The sequence below is a fragment of the uncultured Sulfitobacter sp. genome, from assembly GCF_947500075.1.
Classification (GTDB): domain Bacteria; phylum Pseudomonadota; class Alphaproteobacteria; order Rhodobacterales; family Rhodobacteraceae; genus Sulfitobacter.
On record NZ_CANMQS010000002.1, the window covers coordinates 795674 to 817056 of the forward strand.

The window sequence follows — 21383 nt, forward strand, 5'->3', positions numbered from 1 at the left end:
CCCGCCCGCGCCCTGCGGCTAGAAGCGCGCCATGACCCAGACCCCTGATATCCTGTGCATCGGCTCCGTCCTGTGGGACGTGATCGGCCGGTCCGAAGCGAAAATGCGCCAGGGCTCCGACATGCCGGGGCGCATCACCCGCCTGCCCGGTGGCGTGGCGCTGAACATCGGCATGGCGCTGGCCCGGTTCGGCCTGACGCCTGCGCTTTTATCCGCTGTGGGCCGTGATGCGGAAGGGGACGAACTGATACAGGCCTGCGCGCGCCGGGGGTTGATCACCGATCACATCTACCGCTCCGACGATCTGCCGACGGATGTATATATGGCCGTCGAAGGGGCCAACGGCCTCATTGCCGCCATCGCGGATGCCCATTCGCTCGAAGCGGCGGGTGACAAGATCATGCGTCCCCTGTCCGACGGCACCCTGCCCGCCCCCTACACCGGGGCGATTGCGCTGGATGGAAACCTCACCATTGACCTCTTGTCCGACATCGCCCGCAGTCCCGCGCTGGCTCAGGCGGATCTGCGCATCGCGCCTGCCTCTCCCGGCAAGGCGCTGCGGCTCAGCCCGTTCCTGCAAGCCCGCCGGGGCACGCTCTATGTGAACCTCGAAGAGGCAGGGCTGCTCTGTGAGGAAACCTTCGCCACGTCCGCCGAAGCGGTCACGGCCCTGCTGGCCAAAGGGGCCGTGCGCGCGGTGGTCACCGATGGCGGCAACCCCGCCACCGCAGGCGATGCGGCGGGCCAACACACCCAATCGCCACCGCCCGTGCATGTCGCGCGCATCACCGGCGCGGGTGACACCTTCATGGCCGCCCATATCGCGGCAGAGCGCAAGGGCCAGCCCCCACAGGCGGCCCTTGAAGACGCGCTCGAAGCTGCCGCCCTCTATGTTTCCGGAGCCACAACCATATGATCCCCCTCACTTTTTCCTCCGAAGTCACCACAGCACGCAGCGCAAACACACCGCTGGTCGCGCTCGAAAGCACCATCATCACCCATGGCATGCCCTATCCCCAAAACCTTGAGGTCGCGCGCCAGGTCGAAGCCGACGTGCGTGCCGCCGGGGCCACGCCCGCCACCATTGCCGTGATCGACGGCGCGCTGCACATCGGGCTGGAGGACGCCCAGCTTGAAGCACTGGCGCAGGCGCAAAACGTCGCCAAGCTCAGCCGCGCGGATATGGCCACCTGCATTGCCACAGGCGGCACCGGGGCCACGACCGTGGCCGCCACCATGATCGCCGCCCACCTCGCCGACATCCACGTCTTCGCCACCGGCGGCATCGGCGGCGTGCACAAAGGGGCCGAAGACAGCTTTGACATCTCAGCCGACCTGATGGAGCTTGCCCAGACCCCCGTGACCGTCGTGGCCGCCGGCGCCAAAGCCATCCTCGACATTCCCAAAACGCTGGAAGTGCTTGAAACCCAAGGCGTTCCCGTCATCGCCTATGGGCAAGACAGCCTGCCCGCCTTCTGGAGCGCGACCTCTGACCTGATCGCGCCTTTGCGCATGGATGATGCGACAACCATCGCCCGCGCCCATCAGACGCGGCAACAGATGGGCCTGCCCGGTGGCCAGTTGATCACCAACCCGATCCCGCGTGCGGATGAAATCCCCGCTGCCACCCTCGCCCCGATCATCGCACAGGCGCAGGCCGAAGCCGACGCGCAAGGTGTCAGCGGCAAGGGCGTGACCCCCTTCCTCCTCCAGCGCATCTTCGAACTGACCGAAGGCCGCTCCCTGACGGCAAACATCGCACTGGTGCGCAACAACGCCCGCCTTGCGGCGCAAATTGCCACCTCATTAACGAATACGACCTGAGGCAGCCGCCCATTTTGAAGGCAGATCACCCATAAATGCCGTCAAACCGTGCACTTGCCATTGTAGCTGTCTTAGAAAGTCCCTAGCTGTAACTCTGAAGAAAAAGCCGTATATCTTAACAAAACCATCGTTGCTGCTGCCTGAATGAACACACCTTTCGACATCGAAACGCCCGAGGCGAAACGCCCGACGCTGGTGGCACGTCTGCGTGCCTCCTTCCTGACCGGTCTGGTGGTCATTGCGCCCGTGGGTCTGACAATCTGGCTGATCTGGTCCGTTGTGGGATGGATCGACGGCTTTGTGCTGCCGCTGGTCCCGGCCAACTATCACCCCGACCGGATGTTGCAGGACTTCTTCGGCCTTGACCCTGCCGTTCAGATCAACGTGCGCGGTCTGGGCGTGGTGATCTTCCTGATGTTCACCATCATCGTGGGCTGGATGGCGAAGGGCCTGCTGGGCCGCTCGCTGATCCGCTTTGCCGAAAGTCTGGTGGAACGCACCCCCGTCGTGCGCACGATCTATTCCGGCATCAAACAAATCTCCGAGACGATCTTCGCGCAATCAGAACGCAGTTTTGAAACCGCCTGCCTGATCGAATACCCCCGCAAAGGCATCTGGGCGCTTGGGTTCATATCCACCGACACCAAGGGTGAAGTCGCGGAAAAGGGCCATCCCTCCGGCGACATGGTCAGTGTGTTTCTGCCCACCACACCCAACCCGACCTCGGGTTTTCTGCTGTTTTTCCCGCGTGATGACGTCAAGGTGCTGGACATGACAGTGGAAGACGCGGCGAAGCTGGTGATCTCGGCCGGTCTTGTCTACCCGTCCGATGGTGAAAACGGCGAGGTGATCGACATGACCTCGCAGGTCGAGACCAAGAGGATCAAGTAAACCAGCATTCTACGCGCTGATCCTCATCCAAACATCGCGCGCAGATCGACGCTGCTTTTCTCACCGACCAGCTTGAAATCATCCGCCAGAAACTGCTCTGCTGCGGCTTCTCCCGCGTCGCGCAGCGTGGCGATCACCGTGGGGTTCGGGATCGTCTTGGTCGCCACGGACAACTTCTCCATCAACACATCATCCGCGATCATATGCACCCGCACCCGGTTCATCCGGTCGCTGTCCACTGTGCCTTCCTCAATCAACCGCTGCACAAAATCAATCGCGCGCAATTCGCGCAACAGGCTGCTGTTGAAGCTGATCTCATTGATCCGGTTCTGGATCTGCTTGGGCGTCACCGGCAGGTCGGATCGTTCCAGCGGGTTGATGTTGATGATCACAAGATCGGCGGGCAAGTCATTGCCGAAAAACGGAAAAAGCGCGGGGTTCCCGGTGTATCCCCCGTCCCAGAACGCCTCCGTCTGCCTGGTTTCCGCGTCATACATCTCAACCGCGCGGAAAAGCGTGGGCAAACAGGCCGAAGCCATCAGCGCCTCCGGCCCGATCTCATCGCCCGAAAACACCCGGATCTTGCCGTTGCGCACCCGTGTGGCGCAGACAAAGAACAACGGTTCCACGCTGTTGCAGACCTTTTCGTAGTCGAACTTGCGCACAATATCCTCAAGCGGATTGCGGTAAAACGGCCCCGTCGCATAGGGCGAGGTCATGTTGGACACCGCATCGGCCATCATCACCGGCCATGAATACTCCATCGCCTGGCTCAGCGCGCCGACGCCGTGCGGCATCATCCACCGCTCCACCTGCAAATCACTGACGCCCGCCACCTGTTCCCAGAGCCATGCCAGGTTCTCCCGCGCGCCTTCCCGGCCGCCTTTGACCATACCCGCCTTCAGTGCGGCACCATTCAACGCCCCCGCTGAGGTGCCGGAGATCCCGGCAATCTCGACCTCATTCTCCTGCAACAACCGGTCCAGCACACCCCAGGTAAACGCCCCATGCGCCCCGCCACCCTGAAGGGCGAGATTGATGCGCTTGGTGCGCGTCTTCTTGGGTTTCCTGCTCAAAGCGCTGTCCATCCGCCATCGACACTGATCGCCGTGCCGGTGATCTGTGCCGCCGCATCCGAGCACAGGAACGCCGTGGTGCCGCCCATCTGCTCAACAGTGGCGAATTCTTTGGACGGCTGCCGCTTGAGCATGACGTTCTTGATCACCTCCTCGCGGCTCATGTCGTATTCCTTCATCGTGTCGGGGATCTGGCTTTCCACCAGCGGGGTCAGCACATATCCCGGACAGATGGTATTGGCGGTGATCGGCTCTTCTGCCGTCTCAAGTGCTGTGGTCTTGGTCAGACCGACAATCCCGTGCTTGGCCGCGATATAGGCGGATTTGTAGGGCGAGGCCGTCAACCCATGGGCCGAGGCGATGTTCACCACCCGGCCCCAGCCCGCCTTGCGCATCATCGGCAGGGCAACGGCGGTGGTGTGAAACGCGGAACTGAGGTTGATCGCAATGATCGCATCCCACTTCTCAACCGGGAAATCGGGGATGCCGGCGACATGCTGGATACCGGCATTGTTGATCAGGATGTCACAAACCCCTGCCTCTTCAATCAACCTGCGGCATTCATCGCCTTTGGACATGTCTGCCTGAATGTAGCGCGCCTTGACCCCCGTCTCCCTGGCGATTTCCTCAGCCAGCGCGTGGTCCTCCGCGCGATCGGTGAAGGAGTTCAGCACGACATGCGCACCAGCCTTCGCCAACTCCTGTGCAATGCCCAACCCGATGCCGGAGTTGGAGCCGGTGATGACAGCGGTTTTGCCGGACAGATCGACGGTGAAAGCCATGGGGTTCTCCTTGGGAAGCGTATTCTGCGCGCGCATCATGCCTTGCCGCGTCTGCAAAGAAAACGGCTTGTGCATAAAACTGCGCCAAGAAATTCTGCACGCCGGATCAAATGCCTGGCATCCCGCCCCCGTCTTGCCAAAAAAAAACGCCAGCACGAAGCTGGCGTTAAGTTATTGAGGCAGGTTTCATACAGGCAAGAAACCTATCGAGCAGTGACCCCTTTATAGGCAATTCAATGCCCTACGCCAAGTCAAAAGTTGCAACTGGCCTCAAACCCCCGATAAGCATTGGCTTAAGAAAAAAAGGGGCGTCGAGGATTGTTGCGAAAATGGTGAGGGATTTTTTCCAGATGGTGCGGGGCTTTGCAGTGATTCTGTGGATGATTCTCTGCGCGGGCTTTGCAGCCGCAGAACCCAGGCACGGGATATCTATGTATGGGGAGCCCGCACTCCCCCCTGATTTTGTGTCCTTGCCCTACGCAAATGCCGCAGCGCCCAAGGGGGGCAAGATCACCCTTGGCAACGCCGGCGGCTTCGACAGTCTCAACCCGTTTGTGCGCAAAGGCACCGTGCCGTGGCAGCTGCGCTTCTTCACCCACGAGAGCCTGATGGGGCGCTCCTGGGATGAGCCTTTCGCGTTATACGGGTTGCTCGCCGAATCGATTGAGGTGCCGGAAGATCGCGCGTGGGTGGAATTCACCCTGCGGGCGGAGGCACGATTCGCTGATGGGTCTCCCGTGACGGTAGAAGACGTGATCTTCTCCTATCAGGTGCTGGGGACCGAGGGGCACCCGCGGTATCATGGGCTTTACCGTCAGATTGAAAGCATCGAAGCGGTTGGCCCGCGCAGCGTGCGGATGACCTTCAACACCGAAAACCGCGAACTGGCCCTGCTTGCAGGCATGCGCCCGATCCTGTCCAGAGCACAATGGGAGGGCAAGGATTTCGCCGCCGCCCCGCTGGCTGAGATCCCCCTTGGCACCGGTCCCTATACCGTCACCGGGTATGAAGCGAACCGTCAGGTCACCCTCACCCGCAATCCCGACTATTGGGGTGCCGATCTGCCCTTCCGGCGCGGCACCTACAACTTTGATGAGATCCGCATCGACTTTTACGGCGACACCTCGGTGCTGTTTGAGGCGTTCAAGGCCGGCGAAATCTCTGCCGTGCGCGAATTCAACGCGGAGACCTGGAAGACCCAATACGACTTTCCCGCTGTGGATGATGGCCGCGTGGTGAAATCCACCTTCCCGCACCAGAAACCATCGGGGATGACCGGTTTCGCCATGAACATCCGCCGCGCGCCTTTTGACGACTGGCGGGTGCGGGATGCGCTGATCACCGCGTTCAACTTTGAATACATCAATGAAACGCTCACAGGCGGCGCCCTGCCCCGGATCAGCTCGTATTTCTCCAACTCCACCCTTGCGATGCAGCCCGGCCCCGCGCCTGCCGGTGTGGCGGCCCTGCTGGCGCCCCATGCCGCAGACCTGCTGCCCGGCACGCTGGAAGGCTACAGGCTGCCGGTGGGCAACGGTTCTGCGCGCAACCGCGCCGGCATTCGCGCGGCAATGGCGCGTTTGGCCGAGGCAGGCTACACCGCCGAAGACGGCACCATGCGCGATGCCAATGGCAAAGCGCTGGCCTTCCGCATCCTGCTCAGCAAAGGCAACACCGAACACGACAAGATCGCCAGCCTCTATATCCAGGCGCTCAAACGGCTGGGGATCACGGCAGAGATCGAAGCGGTGGACAATGCGCAATACGTGGCCCGCACGGCTGCGTTTGACTATGACATGACCGCCTTCCGCCGCGCCCTGTCGCTGAGCCCCGGCAATGAGCAACGGTTCTATTGGGGATCGGAGGCCGCCGCGTCCGAAGGGTCCGGCAATCTGATCGGGATCGCCTCGCCGGTGGTGGATGGGCTGATCGATGCGATGCTGGCTGCGCGCAGTGCGCAAGACTTCACCGATGCCACCCGCGCGCTCGACCGGGTGCTGACAGCGGGGCGCTACGTGATCCCGTTCTGGCAGTTCAACGAAGGGCTGATCGCCCATGACGCGCGCATGAAAGTGCCGCAGGTGCTGCCGATCTACGGCGACGGGCCTTATTTCATGCCGCAGATGTGGTGGTGGGACGCGGCGGGCTGAACGCGCAAAACCCCAGTATGTCCCTGTCGCCAGTACTTGGGGGCTGCGTCCGGCGCGCATTTTCTGCGGAAGGGGCCCGGTGGAGAGGGCGGAACTGGGGCCAGCCCCAGACCCCGGGATATTTGAAGAGAAAAGAGGGGGGCGATCAGCTGAGAGAGGTGACCCAGAGGATGGTCGCGTCTTCGGCGGAGGTGGAGATGACGTTGTGCCCCATGGTCGCGTCGTAGTATGCGCTGTCGCCGCGGCGCAGTTCCACCGGTTCGTAGAATTCGGTGTAGAGTTCGATCACGCCGGTGAGGACATAGAGGAATTCTTCGCCGTCGTGGCGCACCCAGCCGTCGAATTCCTCCATCCGGCGGGCGCGGATGCGGGCGCGGTAGGGCAGCATCTGTTTCTTGCGCAGCGTGTCGCCGAGCAATTCGTGTTCATAGGTGGTGGTGGCCTTGGCGGTGCCTTCGCCCGATTTGGTCACGGCCATGCGGCCATTGACCTTGTCCTGGGCAGGCGGCGTGAAAAGCTGCGGCACCGAGATTTCCAGACCCACAGCGAGCTTTTTCAGCGCGTCATAGGTGGGCGACATCTGCCCGTTTTCGATCTTGCTGAGGGTGGAGCGCGCCAGCCCTGCCTGTTTGGCCGCCTGTTCCAGTGTCCATTGGCGGCCCTTGCGCAATTCGCGGACGCGCGCGCCCAGATCCACGGGGGGGGCTGTGGCGGCGTCGCCATCCGCACGGGCGATTTCGATCAGCGAAACGGGAGCATCTTTGGTCATGCGGGTGCTATAGCCTGCGCCGCCCCCGGCTTGCAACGTCTGGCCCCCTGCGCTAGCGACGGGGCATGACCATGCCGACCTCTTCCTGGCCCGCCTGCCCTGCGCCGTTCAACATGGCCCGCCACGTGCTGACCGCCGCTGCTCCTGATCCTGACAAGACCGCCTTGTGCCTGCTCTATCCTGACCGGGCCGAGCGGTGGAGTTATGCCGCGCTGACCGCTGCTGTGCGTGGCACCGCAACGGGGTTGCTGAGCGCGGGTCTTTCCCCCGGTGACCGGGTGCTGCTGCGGCTTGGCAATACGGTTGATTTTCCACTGGCCTATCTGGGCGCGCTTGCGGCGGGGCTGGTGCCGGTGCCCACGGCTGCGGCGTTGACCGAGGCGGAGGTGGCCAAGCTGTTGCCCGGCCTGAACCCGGCGCTGATCCTGCAAGACCCGGATGTGCCCTGCCCCGCGGATCCGCGCATCCTGCCGCTGGAGGCTCTGCGCGCCTTCCGCGCCCTGCCGCCCACGGATTGGCACATGGGCGATCCCGAGCGGCTAGGGTATATCGTCTATACCTCCGGCACCTCCGGCACGCCCTCTGCGGTGATGCACGCGCATCGCGCGATCTGGGCACGGGGGATGATGTTTGACGGCTGGTACGGGTTGCGGGCCGACGACCGGGTGCTGCACGCAGGTGCGTTCAACTGGACCTATACGCTGGGCACCGGGTTGATGGACCCATGGACCTGTGGTGCCACCGCGCTCATCCCCGCCCCCGGCACCGCAGCGCAGGATCTGCCAGCGCTGCTCAAGGCCCATGAAGCGACGATCTTTGCAGCCGCCCCCGGTGTCTACCGCCAGATGCTGAAAGGGCGCGCGCAGGTTGACCTGCCGCATCTGCGCCATGGGCTGAGCGCGGGCGAAAAGCTGGCCGACCCGGTGCGCGCAGGCTGGCGCGCGGCCACGGGCACGGCGATTTTCGAGGCTTACGGCATGTCCGAATGCTCCACCTTCATCTCCGCCGCACCAGACGCGCCTGCGCAGAGCGGCGCACTGGGGTGCATCCAGCCGGGACGGCGCGTGAGCTTGCGGACGCACGGCGCGCAGGTGCCCGCAGGCACGCCGGGCACCATTGCGGTGCACCGCTCCGATCCCGGCCTGATGCTGGGCTATCTGGGTGATCCCGACCAGACCGCCGCGCGGTTTGAGGGCGACTGGTTCCTGACCGGCGACATCGCCGTGCAGGACAGCGACGGTCAGATCACCTATCTGGGCCGCAACGATGATATGATGAACGCAGGCGGCTTCCGGGTCTCTCCGCTGGAGGTGGAAAGCGCCCTGGCGGATTTTCCGGGCCTCACTGGTATCGGTGCGGCGGAGGTGGAGGTGAAACCCGGCGCCTGCGTTATCGCGGCATTCTATACCGCCGCCCAACCGCTGGACGACGCGGGGCTGCACCGCTATGCCGAAACCAAGCTGGCGCGGTACAAACAACCGCGCCTTTATGTCCATCTGCCTGCCCTGCCAACCGGGGCCAACGGCAAGGTGCAGCGCCGCGCGCTGGCACCTCTCTATAAGGCCTGACCATGCCCGACCCCATCAAACTTGATATCATGTCCGACCCGATCTGCCCCTGGTGCTATATCGGCAAGGCGCATCTGGATGTGGCCTTGCAGAACCACCCCGACCATCCCTTCGTGATCGAATGGCATCCGTTTCAGCTGAACCCCGACATGCCACGCGAGGGGATGGACCGGCGCGCCTATCTGGAGGGCAAATTCGGCGGCAAGGAAGGGGCCGTGCGTGCCTACGCCCCGGTCGTCGAACATGCGGAGAAAGCGGGCCTCACCATCAATTTTGAAGCCATGCAGCGCACGCCCAATACGCTCAACGCGCACCGGCTGATCCACTGGGCGGGGGTCGAAGGGCGCCAGACCGCCGCCGTGGCCGCGCTGTTTCATGCCTATTTCGTCGATGCCCGTGATATCGGCGATGCAGAAGTGCTGGCCGATATCGCCGACAGCATCGAGATGGACGCGGCCGTTGTCACCCGGCTGCTGAGCACGGATGTCGATGCCGAAGACATCCGCAAACGCGATGCACACAGCCGCCAGATGGGGGTGAACTCTGTGCCGACTTTCATCGTGGCGGGCAAACATGCGGTGCCGGGGGCACAATCGCCCGCGCTCTGGACACAGGTGATCGAGGAACTGGCAGGGGCCGGCTGACGCGGCAAGCGCTGTGGCACTTCGGCCATACTCCGTCGCCGTTGTGTGACATTCCTTTTGCATAGAGCGAATCGCTGGCCTAGGCTCATCGGCAATCGGAGCAAAGACTCCAAACCAATTGAGCGGGCACATGGCAGAACATACACACACACCTCACGGGGGTGCTCCCACCTCTGTTTCCAATCCTTCAGCTTTGCACTGCGCAGATGCGCGGCGTGACATGCGGGTCAAGGACCGCCGCAGCCCGCAGGCAACGCCGCTGTGGATGCAGGATTGCACCCTTTATCTGACGCCACATGACGAGTGTTTCGCATGATCGTCACTTCCGCGCTGCGCCACCGCGTCCTACTCACCTACGGCAGCTTTGACCTGTTCTCGCAAAAGCATGTTCGCCTTTTGCGCGATTTGTCCGGCATGTGCGAAGAGCTGATCGTCGGCTGCGCCACAGACGCCTATTGCATCGATCAGGCCGAACCCTGTGCCGTGCCCTACGCCGACCGCCGTGCCATGCTGGAGCATTGCCGCTTTGTGTCGCGGGTGATCCCCTTTGAGACGCTTGACCAGCAACATACTGATATCGTGAACTATAATGTCTCCGCGCTGGCGATGGGCCGGGAATGGCGGGGCCGCCTTGATGGTTTGCGCGATATTGTCAGACTGCTGTATCTGTCTGATACGGACCAACCCCCGATGCCGCTGACACGGGCCGCACCGGCACTTCAGGTCGCAATTTACTGATCTGCTCGAAATTGCCTGTTGCTGTGAACTCTACCACAGGTTAACCAGACGCTATTTGCGCGTCACCTCGAGGTGACCCGCAATGGGGGTTTGGGGTGAGCGACAAGTTAGCGAATTTCCGCATGGGGCGAGGTGAGTTTGTCGCTTTGATCGCGATGATGTTCGCCACCATTGCCTTTTCGCTCGACGCGATGCTGCCCGCCCTGCCCGATATCGCGGCAGAGCTGTCCCCCGACATGGTCAATCAGGCACCGCTGATCCTGACAGCCTTTGTGCTTGGCATGGGCATTGGCACCTTTATCGCGGGCCCCTTGTCGGATGCCTTCGGGCGGCGGCGGATCATCTTCTTCAGCGCGATCCTCTATATCGCCTCCGCGGCTCTGGCCTATGTCAGCTGGTCGCTGGAGGTGCTGCTGGTTGCCCGCGTGTTGCAGGGGCTGGGTGCCTCCGGCCCCCGGATCGTCGCCGTGGCCATCGTGCGCGACCTGTTTGCAGGGCGCGAAATGGCGCGGATCGTGTCGCTGGTGATGCTGATCTTCACGCTGGTGCCGGCCTTTGCGCCACTGATGGGGATGGTGATCATCAACATGACCGGCTGGCGCAGCATCTTTCTGGCCTTCATGCTGTTCTCCGCCATCACCGTGATCTGGATGTCCGTGCGCCTGCCCGAAACGCTGGCCGTCTCCGACCGCCGTCCGCTGCGCTGGTCGCTGTTGTTCGCCGCTGTGGCCGAGATGTTCGCCAACCGCACCGTGATGCTGTCGATCCTGGTGCAGACCATGGCGATGGCAATGCTCTTTACCACGCTGATGCTGGTGCAGCCGATCTATGAACACGTCTATGACCGGGCAGACAGTTTTCCATACTGGTTCGGCGCGGTCGCCGTGGTCGCGGGCACCTCCAGCCTCGTGAACGCCCGTCTGGTGGTGAAGTTCGGGATGCGGCACATGGTCAGTTCCATGTTGGGCTGGCAGGTGTTCATCACCTCGCTCATGCTGGTGTTCAATCTGGGTGATCTGGCGCGGCCCTACGGCTTTGGCGCGTTCATCGTTTGGCAGACCTGCCTGTTCTTTCAGGCCGGTCTGACGCTCGGCAACCTCAACGCCATCGCGATGGAGCCGATGGGCCATATCGCGGGCATGGCGGCTTCCATCATCGGCTCCATGGCCACCATCTTTGCGGCGCTCATCGCCTCGCCCGTGGGTCTGTTCTTCAACGGCACAATCATGCCGCTGATGGTGGCGGTCCTGATCATGGCGACGGTCGGTTTTGGCCTGATGATGGTGATGGGCCGGGATGATGAACCCCAGCCCGAAGCGGCAGAATAACGCGCGCTCAGGCGGATTTCTTCTTGGCCGCCTTTTCCTTGGCAATCACATGTTCCGCCAGATCACGGGCAATCGCAAACGCCCCTTTGATCTTGTCGGCATCCTTCTTCCAGTCCCGCCGCACGACGATCTTGTTGTCGCGCACCTTGGCCAGCCCGCGCTGGTCCTGAATGAACTGCACCAACCCTTCGGGAGAGGCGAACTTGTCATTGTGGAACTGCACCGTCGCCCCCTTCGGCCCGCCATCCAGCTTGGCAATGCCCGCGCGCTTGCACATCGCCTTGATCCGCACCACCAGCATCAGCGTGTTCACCTCACGCGGCAGTTTGCCAAATCGGTCAATCAACTCCGCCGCGAAGCCCTCAAGCTCCACCTTGGTGCTCAGACCTGACAACCGCCGATAGAGCCCCAAACGCACATCCAGATCCGGCACATAGGCCTCCGGGATCAGCACCGGCACGCCCAGATTGATCTGCGGCGCCCATTGCTCATCCGCCATCGACAGGCCTTCCATCTCCCCCGCCTTGATCTTGGCAATCGCCTCTTCCAGCATGGATTGATACAGCTCAAACCCCACATCGCGCATCTGGCCCGATTGTTCCTCGCCCAGCAGGTTGCCCGCCCCGCGAATGTCGAGGTCTTGCGAGGCCAGCGTGAACCCCGCCCCCAACGTATCCAGAGACCCCAACACCCGCAGCCGCTTCTCCGCCGTTGCCGTCAGCTTGGCGCGCGGTTTTGTGGTCAGATAGGCATAGGCCCGCGTCTTGGAGCGCCCCACCCGTCCCCGGATCTGATACAATTGCGCCAGCCCGAACATATCCGCCCGGTGGATGACCATCGTGTTCGCCGTGGGAATATCCAGACCTGATTCCACAATCGTGGTCGCCAGCAGAATGTCGAACTTGCCATCATAAAAGGCGTTCATCCGGTCATCGAGTTCCCCCGCCGCCATCTGCCCGTTCGCCACGACATAGGTCAGCTCCGGCAGTTGATCCTTCAGGAAGGCTTCAATCTCCGGCAGGTCCGAAATCCGCGGCACCACGTAAAACGACTGCCCGCCGCGATAATGCTCCCGCAGCAACGCCTCGCGCAGGGTCACGGTATCAAATTCGCTCACATAGGTGCGGATCGCCAGCCGGTCTACCGGAGGCGTCCCGATGATGCTCAGATCGCGCACCCCCGTCAGGGAGAGTTGCAAGGTCCGGGGGATTGGCGTCGCCGTCAGCGTCAGCACGTGAATGTCGGTGCGCAGCGCCTTCAGCCGTTCCTTGTGCGTCACGCCAAAGTGCTGCTCTTCATCAATCACCAACAGCCCGAGGTTGTTGAATTTAATGCCTTTTGCCAGCAACGCATGGGTGCCGATGACAATATCCACCGTCCCCTTCGCCATCCCGTCGCGTGTGGCATTGGCATCCTTGGCACTGACAAAGCGCGACAACTGCCGCACCTCGATCGGAAAGCCTCGGAACCGCTCGGCAAAGGACTTGTAGTGCTGCCGCGCCAGCAGCGTCGTCGGCGCAATCACCGCCACCTGCACACCGGACATCGCCGCCACAAAAGCTGCGCGCATCGCCACTTCGGTCTTGCCAAAGCCCACGTCGCCGCACACCAGCCGGTCCATCGGATTGCCAGAGGTCAGATCATCAATCACCTCGCCAATCGCGCGCAGCTGATCATCCGTTTCCTGATAGGGGAAGCGCGCTGAAAACGCGTCCCACATCCCCGGCGGCGGCTCCAGCACCGGCGCGCGGCGCAAGGCACGCTCCGCCGCGATGCGAATGAGCTTGTCCGCCATCTCCCGGATGCGTTCCTTGAGCTTGGCTTTCTTCGACTGCCACGCACCGCCACCCAGACGGTCCAGCAGCCCTTCGTCGTGGCCGTATTTGCTCAGCAGTTCAATGTTCTCAACCGGCAGGTACAGCTTTGCTTTCTCGGCATATTCCAGCACCAGACACTCATGCGCCGCACCCGCTGCCGTCACCACCTCCATGCCGTGATAGCGACCGATCCCGTGGTCCACATGCACGACCAGATCACCGGGGGTGAGGCTCTGCGTTTCCGTCAGGAAGTTCTCCGCCCGCCGCTTGCGCTTGGGCGCGCGGATGAGCCTGTCGCCCAGCACATCCTGCTCGGAGATCACCGTCAGGGTGCTCTTCTGGCCTACCGCTTCGCTACTTGAGGCGGAGCCGCCCCCAAACGGCCCCTCAAACCCATGCTCCAACGCCCAGACCGCCAGATGCAAACCGCGTTTGCCGACCCGCGTGGCATTGGTGATCGGAATGGCCTCCGCCAGCCCCTCGTCCTCAATCAACCCCGTCAGCCGCTCCCGCGCCCCTTCGGAGTAGCTGGCAATCACCACCGGCCCTTTTTCAAGCTTTGCCTGAACATGCGCCGCCAAGGCCCCGAAAAGGCTCACCGATTCCTGCTGCCGCTCCGGTGCGAAGTTCCGCCCGATCCGGGCACCCGCATCCAGAACCCCCGGCCCCGTCGCCTGCGGCAGTGGCGTGAACTGCACCACCCGGTGCCCCGTCACTGCCGTCTCCCACGCCGCATCATCCAGATACAGACCCGCAGGCGGGGCCGGCTTATAGACCGTATCCATCTTGCTGCGGTTCGCCATCGCCAGACGCCGCGTCTCGTATTGATCCTCGATGCTCTCCCACCGCGCCAGCCGCGATGGCGTCACCTGATCATCCAACGTGACCGAGGCCCCCGGCACATAGTCAAACAGCGTCTCCATCTCCTCATGGAAAAACGCCAGCCAATGCTCTGCCCCCTGATGCTTGCGCCCGGCAGAGATCGCCTCATAAAGCGGATCATCCGTTCCCGCCGCGCCAAATTCGATGCGGTAATTCTGTCGGAACCGCGTCACCGCGGCCTCGTCCAGTATCAACTCGCTGACAGGGGCCAGTTCCACCAGATCCAGCTTCTCCGTTGTGCGCTGCGTCGCCGGATCAAACCGCCGCGCCCCATCCAGCGTGTCGCCAAACAGATCCAGCCGCACCGGCCCCAGATCGCCGGGCGGATAAATATCAATGATCCCGCCCCGGATCGCATAATCGCCCGGTTCCATCACCGTGGGGCTTTGCACGAAGCCCATCCGCACCAGAAACGCCCTGAGCGCCCCTTCATCAATCCGGCTCCCGACGCGCGCCGAAAACGCCGCATCCCGCAACAGCGACCGCGCAGGCACCCGCTGCGTGGCGGCATTGAGCGTGGTCAGCAGGACAAACCGCTCCGGCATCCCGTGCACCAGCGCGGCCAGCGTCGCCATGCGCTGCGCACAGACATCCGCATTGGGCGACACCCGGTCATAGGGCAGACAATCCCAACCCGGAAACACCACCACCGGCATGTCAGGCGCGAAAAACCGCAACGCGGCCTGCGTCGCCGCCATGCGCTTGTCATCGCGCGCCACATGCACCACCGCGCCGTGCCGCGCGACTTCATCCAAGATCGCACGGGCGTCATAGCCTTCGGGCACACCGGAAAGGGTTATCTTGTCGGTCATCATGGGTACTCAATTGGCGCGGGGCTAACCTGCGTCAACCACCCAATGGGCCCAAGGTCAAGTTCTGATACATGCCCCAGATCGCCGTGACGAAGATCGACAGCATCCCGATGATCTGCGTATAGAGCCGGTGCCGCGTCAATCGCTTGCACAACACCTCTCCCTGCGCGCCTTCCTGCGTGATCAGCCGCGCGGTCGACAGGCTCAGCAACCCCACCAGCGACAGCGGAAAGCCCAGCAGGAACACCGCCTGCGCAAACTCGTTCTTGTAGACGAACCCCAGCAGCACCAGCATCGTCAGGCCAAAACAGCCAAAACCCAGCAACCACAGCCCCGACATCTGCCCGATATAGAGCAAGCGGTTCACATTGATCCGCACCAGATCTTCCAGATCGACCATCGCCTGATCGCCCTGACGCCGCGCGCGCAGCACCATGTCATAGGGCACACCCAGCACCCAATGGCTGGTGGTGGACCACAGTACAGCCAGCACAATCCAGAACCACAGGTTCGAGAAGGATCGCATGTCAATAAGTTCGAAAAGGGTCTGATACCAGTCCAAGTGGAGCCTCTAGCGGTGGTAGTGGGGGCGTCATACCCAAGTGCTCTGGCAATTCATACCCTTGAGGCGTCAGATTTTTCATGGCAAGCCAAGCAGGCACGCAGATGAGGTATTTTTGATGCAGCCGATCCACGCCCCCTTCCCCGCCACACGCCTGCGCCGCACCCGCGCCACGCCTGCCCTGCGCGGTCTGGTCCGGGAAAACGCGCTGGAGGTGGGTGATCTGATCTGGCCCGTCTTCGTGCGCTCCGGCGAAGAGATCGAAGAACCCATCCCCTCCATGCCCGGTGTGATGCGCCGTTCTGCCGATAAGGTGGTGCACGCCGCCGCAGAGGCACATGCCCTCGGCATCCGCGCGATGTGCATCTTTCCCTACACCGGCCCCGAGGAACGGACAGAAGATTGCGCAGGCGCGTGGGATCCGCAAAACCACGCCAACCGCGCGATTGCCGCCATCCGTGCGGCGTTTCCGGACATGGCGATCATGTCGGACGTGGCGCTGGATACCTACAACATCAACGGCCACGACGGCTTTGTCGAAGACGGCATCATCGTCAACGACCGCACGGTGGAGGCTTTGGTGAAAATGGCCCTCGCGCAGGCGGATGCCGGTGCTGACATCATCGGCCCCTCTGACATGATGGACGGCCGCATTGGTGCGATCCGCGCTGCCCTTGAGGCCGCAGGCCACCAGAACGTGACGATCCTCAGCTACGCCGCGAAATACGCCTCCGCCTTCTATGGCCCGTTCCGCGATGCGGTGGGGGCCTCTGCCGCCCTGACGGGCGACAAGAAAACCTACCAGATGGATCCCGCCAATTCGGACGAAGCGCTCCGTCTCGTGGCCCGCGACCTTGCCGAAGGCGCGGATATGGTCATGGTCAAACCCGGCCTGCCCTATCTCGACATCTGCCGCCGTGTGAAAGACACCTTCGGCGCGCCGACATTCGCCTATCAGGTGTCGGGCGAATTCTCCATGATCAAGGCCGCAGGCCAGAATGGCTGGATTGATGAAGAGCGGGTGATGATGGAAAGCCTGATGGCGTTCAAGCGCGCGGGCTGCGATGGGATTCTCACCTACTTCGCCCCGGCTGCGGCGCGCCTTCTCACTGCAAATCAGTAGATCTACCCAAAACGTTAACCTGGCGTTAACCCACTGTTAAACAATGTAAATTGCCCCGTTTTCGGCTAATTTCCTGAAAACGCGTCCAATTTGACCCCATGATCGTCATAGGGGTGCCTGATCTTAGTGGACAACTACAAGTAATTGTTGTCCGGCCTGCCGGTATACAGGTAGGTTTGACGAAAAAGATCGAGCGGAATGAACGAAGCTTTCTATCAACAGATGATTGAGACAACGGACGTTGTCATGATCGCGCTTGACGCAAACGGGAATGTCCTGACGGCAAACCCCTCGGCTTGCGCGTTCTTTGGCTATGAAAAGTCCGGGTTTCTGGGGCTGCCGGTCTTCCAGATCCTGTCCTTTACCGATCTTGATGACATCAAAACGCGCATGGCCGCGCAACCGCGCTCAGCGCCGGCGCGCGGGCTGACGGCAACCACCCTGATGGGGGCGACCATCCCCGTGGCCACCACCATCTCCAGCTGGCGCTCCCCGGAAGGGGATACCTGTTACAGTCTGGCCCTGCGCGATGTGCAGGCTGAACTCGCGGTGGAAAGATCAACCCAGGCCGAACTCATCCGCGCCAGCAACGCCATCCAGGGCGCCAACATCGCGGTCTTTGAATACGACGTATTGGCGGATGAGGCGATTGTCTCTGACATCTGGCGCGAAGCGCTTGAGATCGCGCCGGGAGAGACGCTCGACGTGCAGGCCGAATGGCGTGGCCGCGTGCACCCCGAAGACCTGGAGGCGGCCCTTGCCCCTGTGGTCAGCTGTCTCGAAGACAACCTTGACCGGGCCAGTTGCGAATACCGCATGTATACCCGTGACCGCAGCGCCCTGCGTTGGATCAAGACGGACATCGCCGTGGCTGAGCGGGACAAGGACGGCAACGCCATCCGCCTGTGTGGCGCGCAGCAGGACATCACCGAACGCAAGGAGGCTGAACACGCCCTGCGCGAAAGTGTGGACCAGTTCCGCTCCGCCTTTGACAATGCCCCCATCGGCAAGGCGATCCTTGGCCTGGATGCCCGCTGGACCGAAGTGAACGCCGCGTTCTGCGCGATCCTGGGATTTGACGATCTGGTCAACATGGACCCGCGCAGCGTGATTCATCCCGATGACCTTGGACAGGACCTTGAGGCCTTCGAGGCGATGCTGGCAGGGGAACAGGACGTCTACCAGACCGAAAAGCGCTACATCCACGCCTCGGGCAAGATCGTCTGGGCGCAGTTGAGCATGGTGCTGGTGCGCGATTCCTTCGGAGACCCCAAGCACTTCATCTCCCAGATCGTCGATCTGACCGAACACCGCCGCCTTCAGGACCTCAAGAGCGAATTCATCGCCAGTGTCAGCCATGAGCTGCGCACGCCCGTCACCTCGATCCTTGGTGCGCTCAAGCTGCTGTCTGCCACCCAGCAGGACAGCCTGTCCGATCCCGCCAGAAAGCTGGTGGGCATTTCGGTGCAAAACAGCGAACGGTTGAGCCAGCTGGTCAATGACATCCTCGATTTCGAGAAATTCTCCGTGGGCAAGCTGCGCTTTGACATCAAGCCGCAGAATGTCGCCAGCCTTGTCGCCAAATCCGCCCTGCAAAACGGCCCCTACGCCGAAAGCCACAACGTTGATATCGTTACCGATCTGCCGCTGGTGCCCACGGTCTGCGACGTGGACCCCGCCCGGCTGACGCAGGTGATCACCAACCTGCTGTCGAATGCCGCCAAGTTCTCCTATGCCGGTGGCAAGGTCGAGGTGCAGGTGAAGGTCGTCGACGGCATGGTGCGGACCTGCATCAGCAATCAGGGCGACGGCATCCCGCCAAGTTTCCACGACAAGATCTTCAAACCCTTCTCTCAGGCAGCATCCGCCATGACGCGCGCGGTCGGGGGCACCGGGCTGGGGTTGAGCATTTCCAAACAGATAGTCGAACATCTGGGCGGCCAGATCGGGTTTGACAGCGAACCCGGCGGCCAGACCGATTTCTGGTTCACCCTGCCGCTGGCCAAGACCGATACCGGTGTCACGCCGATTGCACTGGCCTGCTGAGCAAAGGCACCCAAGCGCCCTGTTTTCACCTGCCTGTCCGGACCTGACCGCGCCTTTCCCAACGGGTACGTCACGCCACTGCGCTGAGGTTATTCTTGCGTTAAGCTTTGGGCGCTAGAGCCTTTTCTGACGGTGAAAAAGGCAACGTTCATGAACACACATTTTCTTTTGTATCGCAGCAAAGCACGCAAGAAAATTCAGACGGAAACCATTGTCGATATTCTGGCGAAAAGCATCAGGAACAATAGGGAAGAGGGGCTGACCGGCTTTCTGCACACCTATGATGATCAGTTTCTGCAATACTTGGAAGGCCCCCAAGGGCCGTTGATGCGAAAAGTAGCGCGCATTCAAAAAGATCGCCGACATACCGACTTTCTCATCCTTGCGGAGGGCGAGGTGGAGGAGCGGCTGTTTCCGGATTGGGAAATGGGACAAATAGCAGATTAGAGCTGGGTTTTTGATGGAGCAGAGGAAAACCAATCGTGGTTTGCCTCATCCACCCCGGTCAACCCGGTGCCTTTGCTTCAAGCCGTCGCCGCCCATGCCGGAAAGTCCGATCTATTGGAGGTTTCTGAGGAGTGATGTTTGCCTGAATGTCCGCCCGGCCCCGGCATGCAAGCGCGACGACACCGCAAAAAGCATCCCACCGTGGTGCGGTCCAGAAGCACCATTTCGCCCAGTTCAGCAAACCGCATGACAAGGCGCAGAAAACCGCCTATGGTGGCGCTCAAGTCGGGCAAACCGGCACGAGCACTTTAAACCGGCACATAAATCACAGGCAAAACAATGAGCAATCCGAATTTTTCACGGCGGGTCTTTACCATGGGCGCGCTGGCCACCGTTGGGGTAACGGCGGCATGCGGCAACGGCATCGGCAGCCGCGGGTCCCAATTGATCGACGCGCGCGTTGATACAACCCTCGAAGAGATGTACCGCCAGTATCCCAACACCCAGTCCCTTGCGCAGAAAGCAACGGGCATGCTGGTCATGCCGTTGGTCACCGAAGCGGGCTTTGGCTTTGGCGGCGCATATGGACGCGGCGCCTTGCGGATCGATGGCGTCTCGGTTGATTACTATTCCGTCGTCAAAGGCTCTGGTGGCTTGCAGATCGGCGCGCAGCAATATGCGCATGTGCTGTTCTTCATGACCCAGGATGCGCTGACCGAATTCCGACGTTCCCCCGGCTGGGCCGCTGGTGCGGATCTCGAATATGTTATTTCTGACAAGGGCGACAGCGTCAACGCGGATACCACGACCGTCCTGTCGCCAGTGCTGGCGGCGGTCTTTGGCCGCGCAGGCCTGCGCATCGGCGCGACGCTGGAAGGTACCAAATACACGCGCATCATCCCCTGAAGCGCCCTGCCTTAGGTTAATTTTACTTCAAGAGTGACACGTAGTCCCTTGTTTTTGTGTCAGTAACAGATGGTTAACGCCTGTCCCCGCGGGGACAGGCGCCCTGCATCTTCTACCCAACAGCATTCAAACGCTTGATCAGGCTGGAGGTATCCCACCGCCCGCCACCCAGCTTTTGCACGTCCTTGTAGAACTGATCGACCAGCGCCGTCACCGGCAGGCTCGCCCCGATCTCATCGCCTGTCGACAGGCAGATGCCCAGATCCTTGCGCATCCAGTCCACGGCAAATCCATGCTCGAACTCATCGGCCAGCATCGTCTCATAGCGGTTGACCATCTGCCATGACCCTGCGGCCCCCTGGCTGATCACCTCCGTGACCGCCGCCCCGTCAAGCCCGGCCTTCTGCGCGAAATGCAGCGCTTCTGAGAGCCCCTGAACAAGGCCCGCAATCGCGATCTGGTTGCACATCTTGGTCATCTGCCCGGCCCCTGATGCGCCAAGACGGCGGCAAATCTTGGAATAGACCTCCATGATCGGGAGCGCCCGGTCAAACGACCCGACTTCGCCACCGCACATGATCGAGAGTTGGCCATTCTCCGCCCCCGCCTGCCCGCCGGACACAGGCGCATCCACGAAACTGATCTGCAAGGCATCCGCCTCGGCGTAAAGCTCGGACGTCACAGCCGCCGACACGGTGGTGTGATCCACAAAGACACAGCCCGGTGCCATGCCCGCAAAGGCGCCATCTTCCCCCAGACAGACCGAGCGCAGATCGTCGTCATTGCCCACGCAGGCCATGACAAACTCCGCCCCGTCAGCCGCCGCGCGCGGCGTTGTCCCCATGGCGCCGCCATAGGTCTCAACCCAGGCTTCCGCCTTGGCGGTGGTGCGGTTGTAGACCGTCACATCATGCCCCGCCTTTTGCAGATGCCCCGCCATCGGGCCGCCCATCACACCCAGTCCCAAAAATGCCAGCTTCGCCATGCCTGTTCCCATCGCCTTTTCTATGTCAATCAG

At 62.0% G+C, this 21383-nt stretch carries 18 protein-coding genes; 12 read left to right on the forward strand and 6 right to left on the reverse strand.

Annotated features, from left to right (window positions below; translation table 11 throughout):
- Window positions 1-31 precede the first annotated feature (31 nt).
- The 3 genes from Q1A91_RS08875 (at window position 32) to Q1A91_RS08885 (ending at window position 2715) form a co-directional block, all read left to right on the forward strand.
- On the forward strand, window positions 32-916 hold the full coding sequence (locus Q1A91_RS08875) for a PfkB family carbohydrate kinase (RefSeq protein WP_299875816.1): 885 nt from the start codon (window positions 32-34) through the stop codon (window positions 914-916).
- On the forward strand, window positions 913-1824 hold the full coding sequence (locus Q1A91_RS08880) for a pseudouridine-5'-phosphate glycosidase (RefSeq protein ID WP_299875818.1): 912 nt from the start codon (window positions 913-915) through the stop codon (window positions 1822-1824). The genes Q1A91_RS08875 and Q1A91_RS08880 overlap by 4 nt, the downstream gene beginning before the upstream one ends.
- A 144-nt stretch (window positions 1825-1968) precedes the next feature.
- Window positions 1969-2715 carry a DUF502 domain-containing protein gene (locus Q1A91_RS08885; protein ID WP_299875820.1) on the forward strand — a complete coding sequence of 249 codons (747 nt, stop codon included), beginning with the start codon at window positions 1969-1971 and terminating at the stop codon, window positions 2713-2715.
- Window positions 2716-2738: 23 nt separating this feature from the next.
- On the opposite strand, the gene Q1A91_RS08890 is transcribed toward Q1A91_RS08885, so the two are convergent.
- Together Q1A91_RS08890 and Q1A91_RS08895 are read right to left on the reverse strand one after the other, a co-directional pair.
- Entirely contained in the window at window positions 2739-3791 is a 1053-nt protein-coding gene (locus Q1A91_RS08890) for a patatin-like phospholipase family protein (RefSeq protein ID WP_299875822.1), read from the reverse strand.
- Entirely contained in the window at window positions 3788-4573 is a 786-nt protein-coding gene (locus tag Q1A91_RS08895; protein WP_299875824.1) for a 3-hydroxybutyrate dehydrogenase, read from the reverse strand. Before Q1A91_RS08895 ends, Q1A91_RS08890 begins: the two co-directional genes overlap by 4 nt.
- A gap of 431 nt (window positions 4574-5004) precedes the next feature.
- On the opposite strand from Q1A91_RS08895, the gene Q1A91_RS08900 reads away from it, so the two are divergent.
- Window positions 5005-6723, forward strand: a complete 1719-nt coding sequence (locus Q1A91_RS08900) for an extracellular solute-binding protein (RefSeq protein WP_299875826.1) — start codon at window positions 5005-5007, stop codon at window positions 6721-6723.
- A gap of 145 nt (window positions 6724-6868) precedes the next feature.
- Here the strand turns inward: Q1A91_RS08900 and Q1A91_RS08905 are convergent, their stop codons facing one another.
- Entirely contained in the window at window positions 6869-7492 is a 624-nt protein-coding gene (locus Q1A91_RS08905; RefSeq protein WP_299875828.1) for a helix-turn-helix domain-containing protein, read from the reverse strand.
- Between the two features lie 65 nt (window positions 7493-7557).
- On the opposite strand from Q1A91_RS08905, the gene Q1A91_RS08910 reads away from it, so the two are divergent.
- The 4 genes from Q1A91_RS08910 (at window position 7558) to Q1A91_RS08925 (ending at window position 11770) form a co-directional block, all read left to right on the forward strand.
- Window positions 7558-9060, forward strand: coding sequence for a class I adenylate-forming enzyme family protein (locus tag Q1A91_RS08910; RefSeq protein WP_299875830.1), 1503 nt, complete (start codon window positions 7558-7560; stop codon window positions 9058-9060).
- 2 nt (window positions 9061-9062) lie between these two features.
- Window positions 9063-9704 (forward strand): DsbA family oxidoreductase, encoded by a 642-nt coding sequence (locus Q1A91_RS08915; protein WP_299875832.1) that lies wholly within the window; start codon window positions 9063-9065, stop codon window positions 9702-9704.
- Window positions 9705-10016: 312 nt separating this feature from the next.
- The gene (locus tag Q1A91_RS08920) at window positions 10017-10442 is read left to right on the forward strand and encodes an adenylyltransferase/cytidyltransferase family protein (protein ID WP_299875834.1); all 426 of its coding nucleotides are present in this window, start codon (window positions 10017-10019) and stop codon (window positions 10440-10442) included.
- A 122-nt stretch (window positions 10443-10564) separates the two neighbouring features.
- Entirely contained in the window at window positions 10565-11770 is a 1206-nt protein-coding gene (locus Q1A91_RS08925; RefSeq protein ID WP_299876176.1) for an MFS transporter, read from the forward strand.
- A gap of 7 nt (window positions 11771-11777) precedes the next feature.
- On the opposite strand, the gene mfd is transcribed toward Q1A91_RS08925, so the two are convergent.
- Both mfd and Q1A91_RS08935 read right to left on the reverse strand, forming a co-directional pair.
- Entirely contained in the window at window positions 11778-15281 is a 3504-nt protein-coding gene (gene mfd, locus Q1A91_RS08930; RefSeq protein ID WP_299875836.1) for a transcription-repair coupling factor, read from the reverse strand.
- 34 nt (window positions 15282-15315) lie between these two features.
- A complete protein-coding gene (locus Q1A91_RS08935; RefSeq protein ID WP_299875838.1) occupies window positions 15316-15843 on the reverse strand; it encodes a component of SufBCD complex in 528 nt (175 codons plus the stop codon).
- A 118-nt stretch (window positions 15844-15961) separates the two neighbouring features.
- On the opposite strand from Q1A91_RS08935, the gene hemB reads away from it, so the two are divergent.
- From hemB to Q1A91_RS08955, 4 genes are all read left to right on the forward strand, one after another.
- On the forward strand, window positions 15962-16966 hold the full coding sequence (gene hemB / locus Q1A91_RS08940) for a porphobilinogen synthase (RefSeq protein ID WP_299875840.1): 1005 nt from the start codon (window positions 15962-15964) through the stop codon (window positions 16964-16966).
- A gap of 198 nt (window positions 16967-17164) precedes the next feature.
- Complete coding sequence (locus tag Q1A91_RS08945; protein ID WP_299875841.1) at window positions 17165-19012, forward strand: PAS domain S-box protein; 1848 nt, start codon at window positions 17165-17167, stop codon at window positions 19010-19012.
- Between the two features lie 150 nt (window positions 19013-19162).
- Window positions 19163-19459, forward strand: coding sequence for a BLUF domain-containing protein (locus tag Q1A91_RS08950; protein ID WP_299875842.1), 297 nt, complete (start codon window positions 19163-19165; stop codon window positions 19457-19459).
- Between the two features lie 339 nt (window positions 19460-19798).
- Window positions 19799-20365, forward strand: coding sequence for a YSC84-related protein (locus Q1A91_RS08955; protein WP_299875843.1), 567 nt, complete (start codon window positions 19799-19801; stop codon window positions 20363-20365).
- 112 nt (window positions 20366-20477) lie between these two features.
- Here the strand turns inward: Q1A91_RS08955 and Q1A91_RS08960 are convergent, their stop codons facing one another.
- Complete coding sequence (locus Q1A91_RS08960) at window positions 20478-21350, reverse strand: NAD(P)-dependent oxidoreductase (protein WP_299875844.1); 873 nt, start codon at window positions 21348-21350, stop codon at window positions 20478-20480.
- Window positions 21351-21383 lie beyond the last annotated feature (33 nt).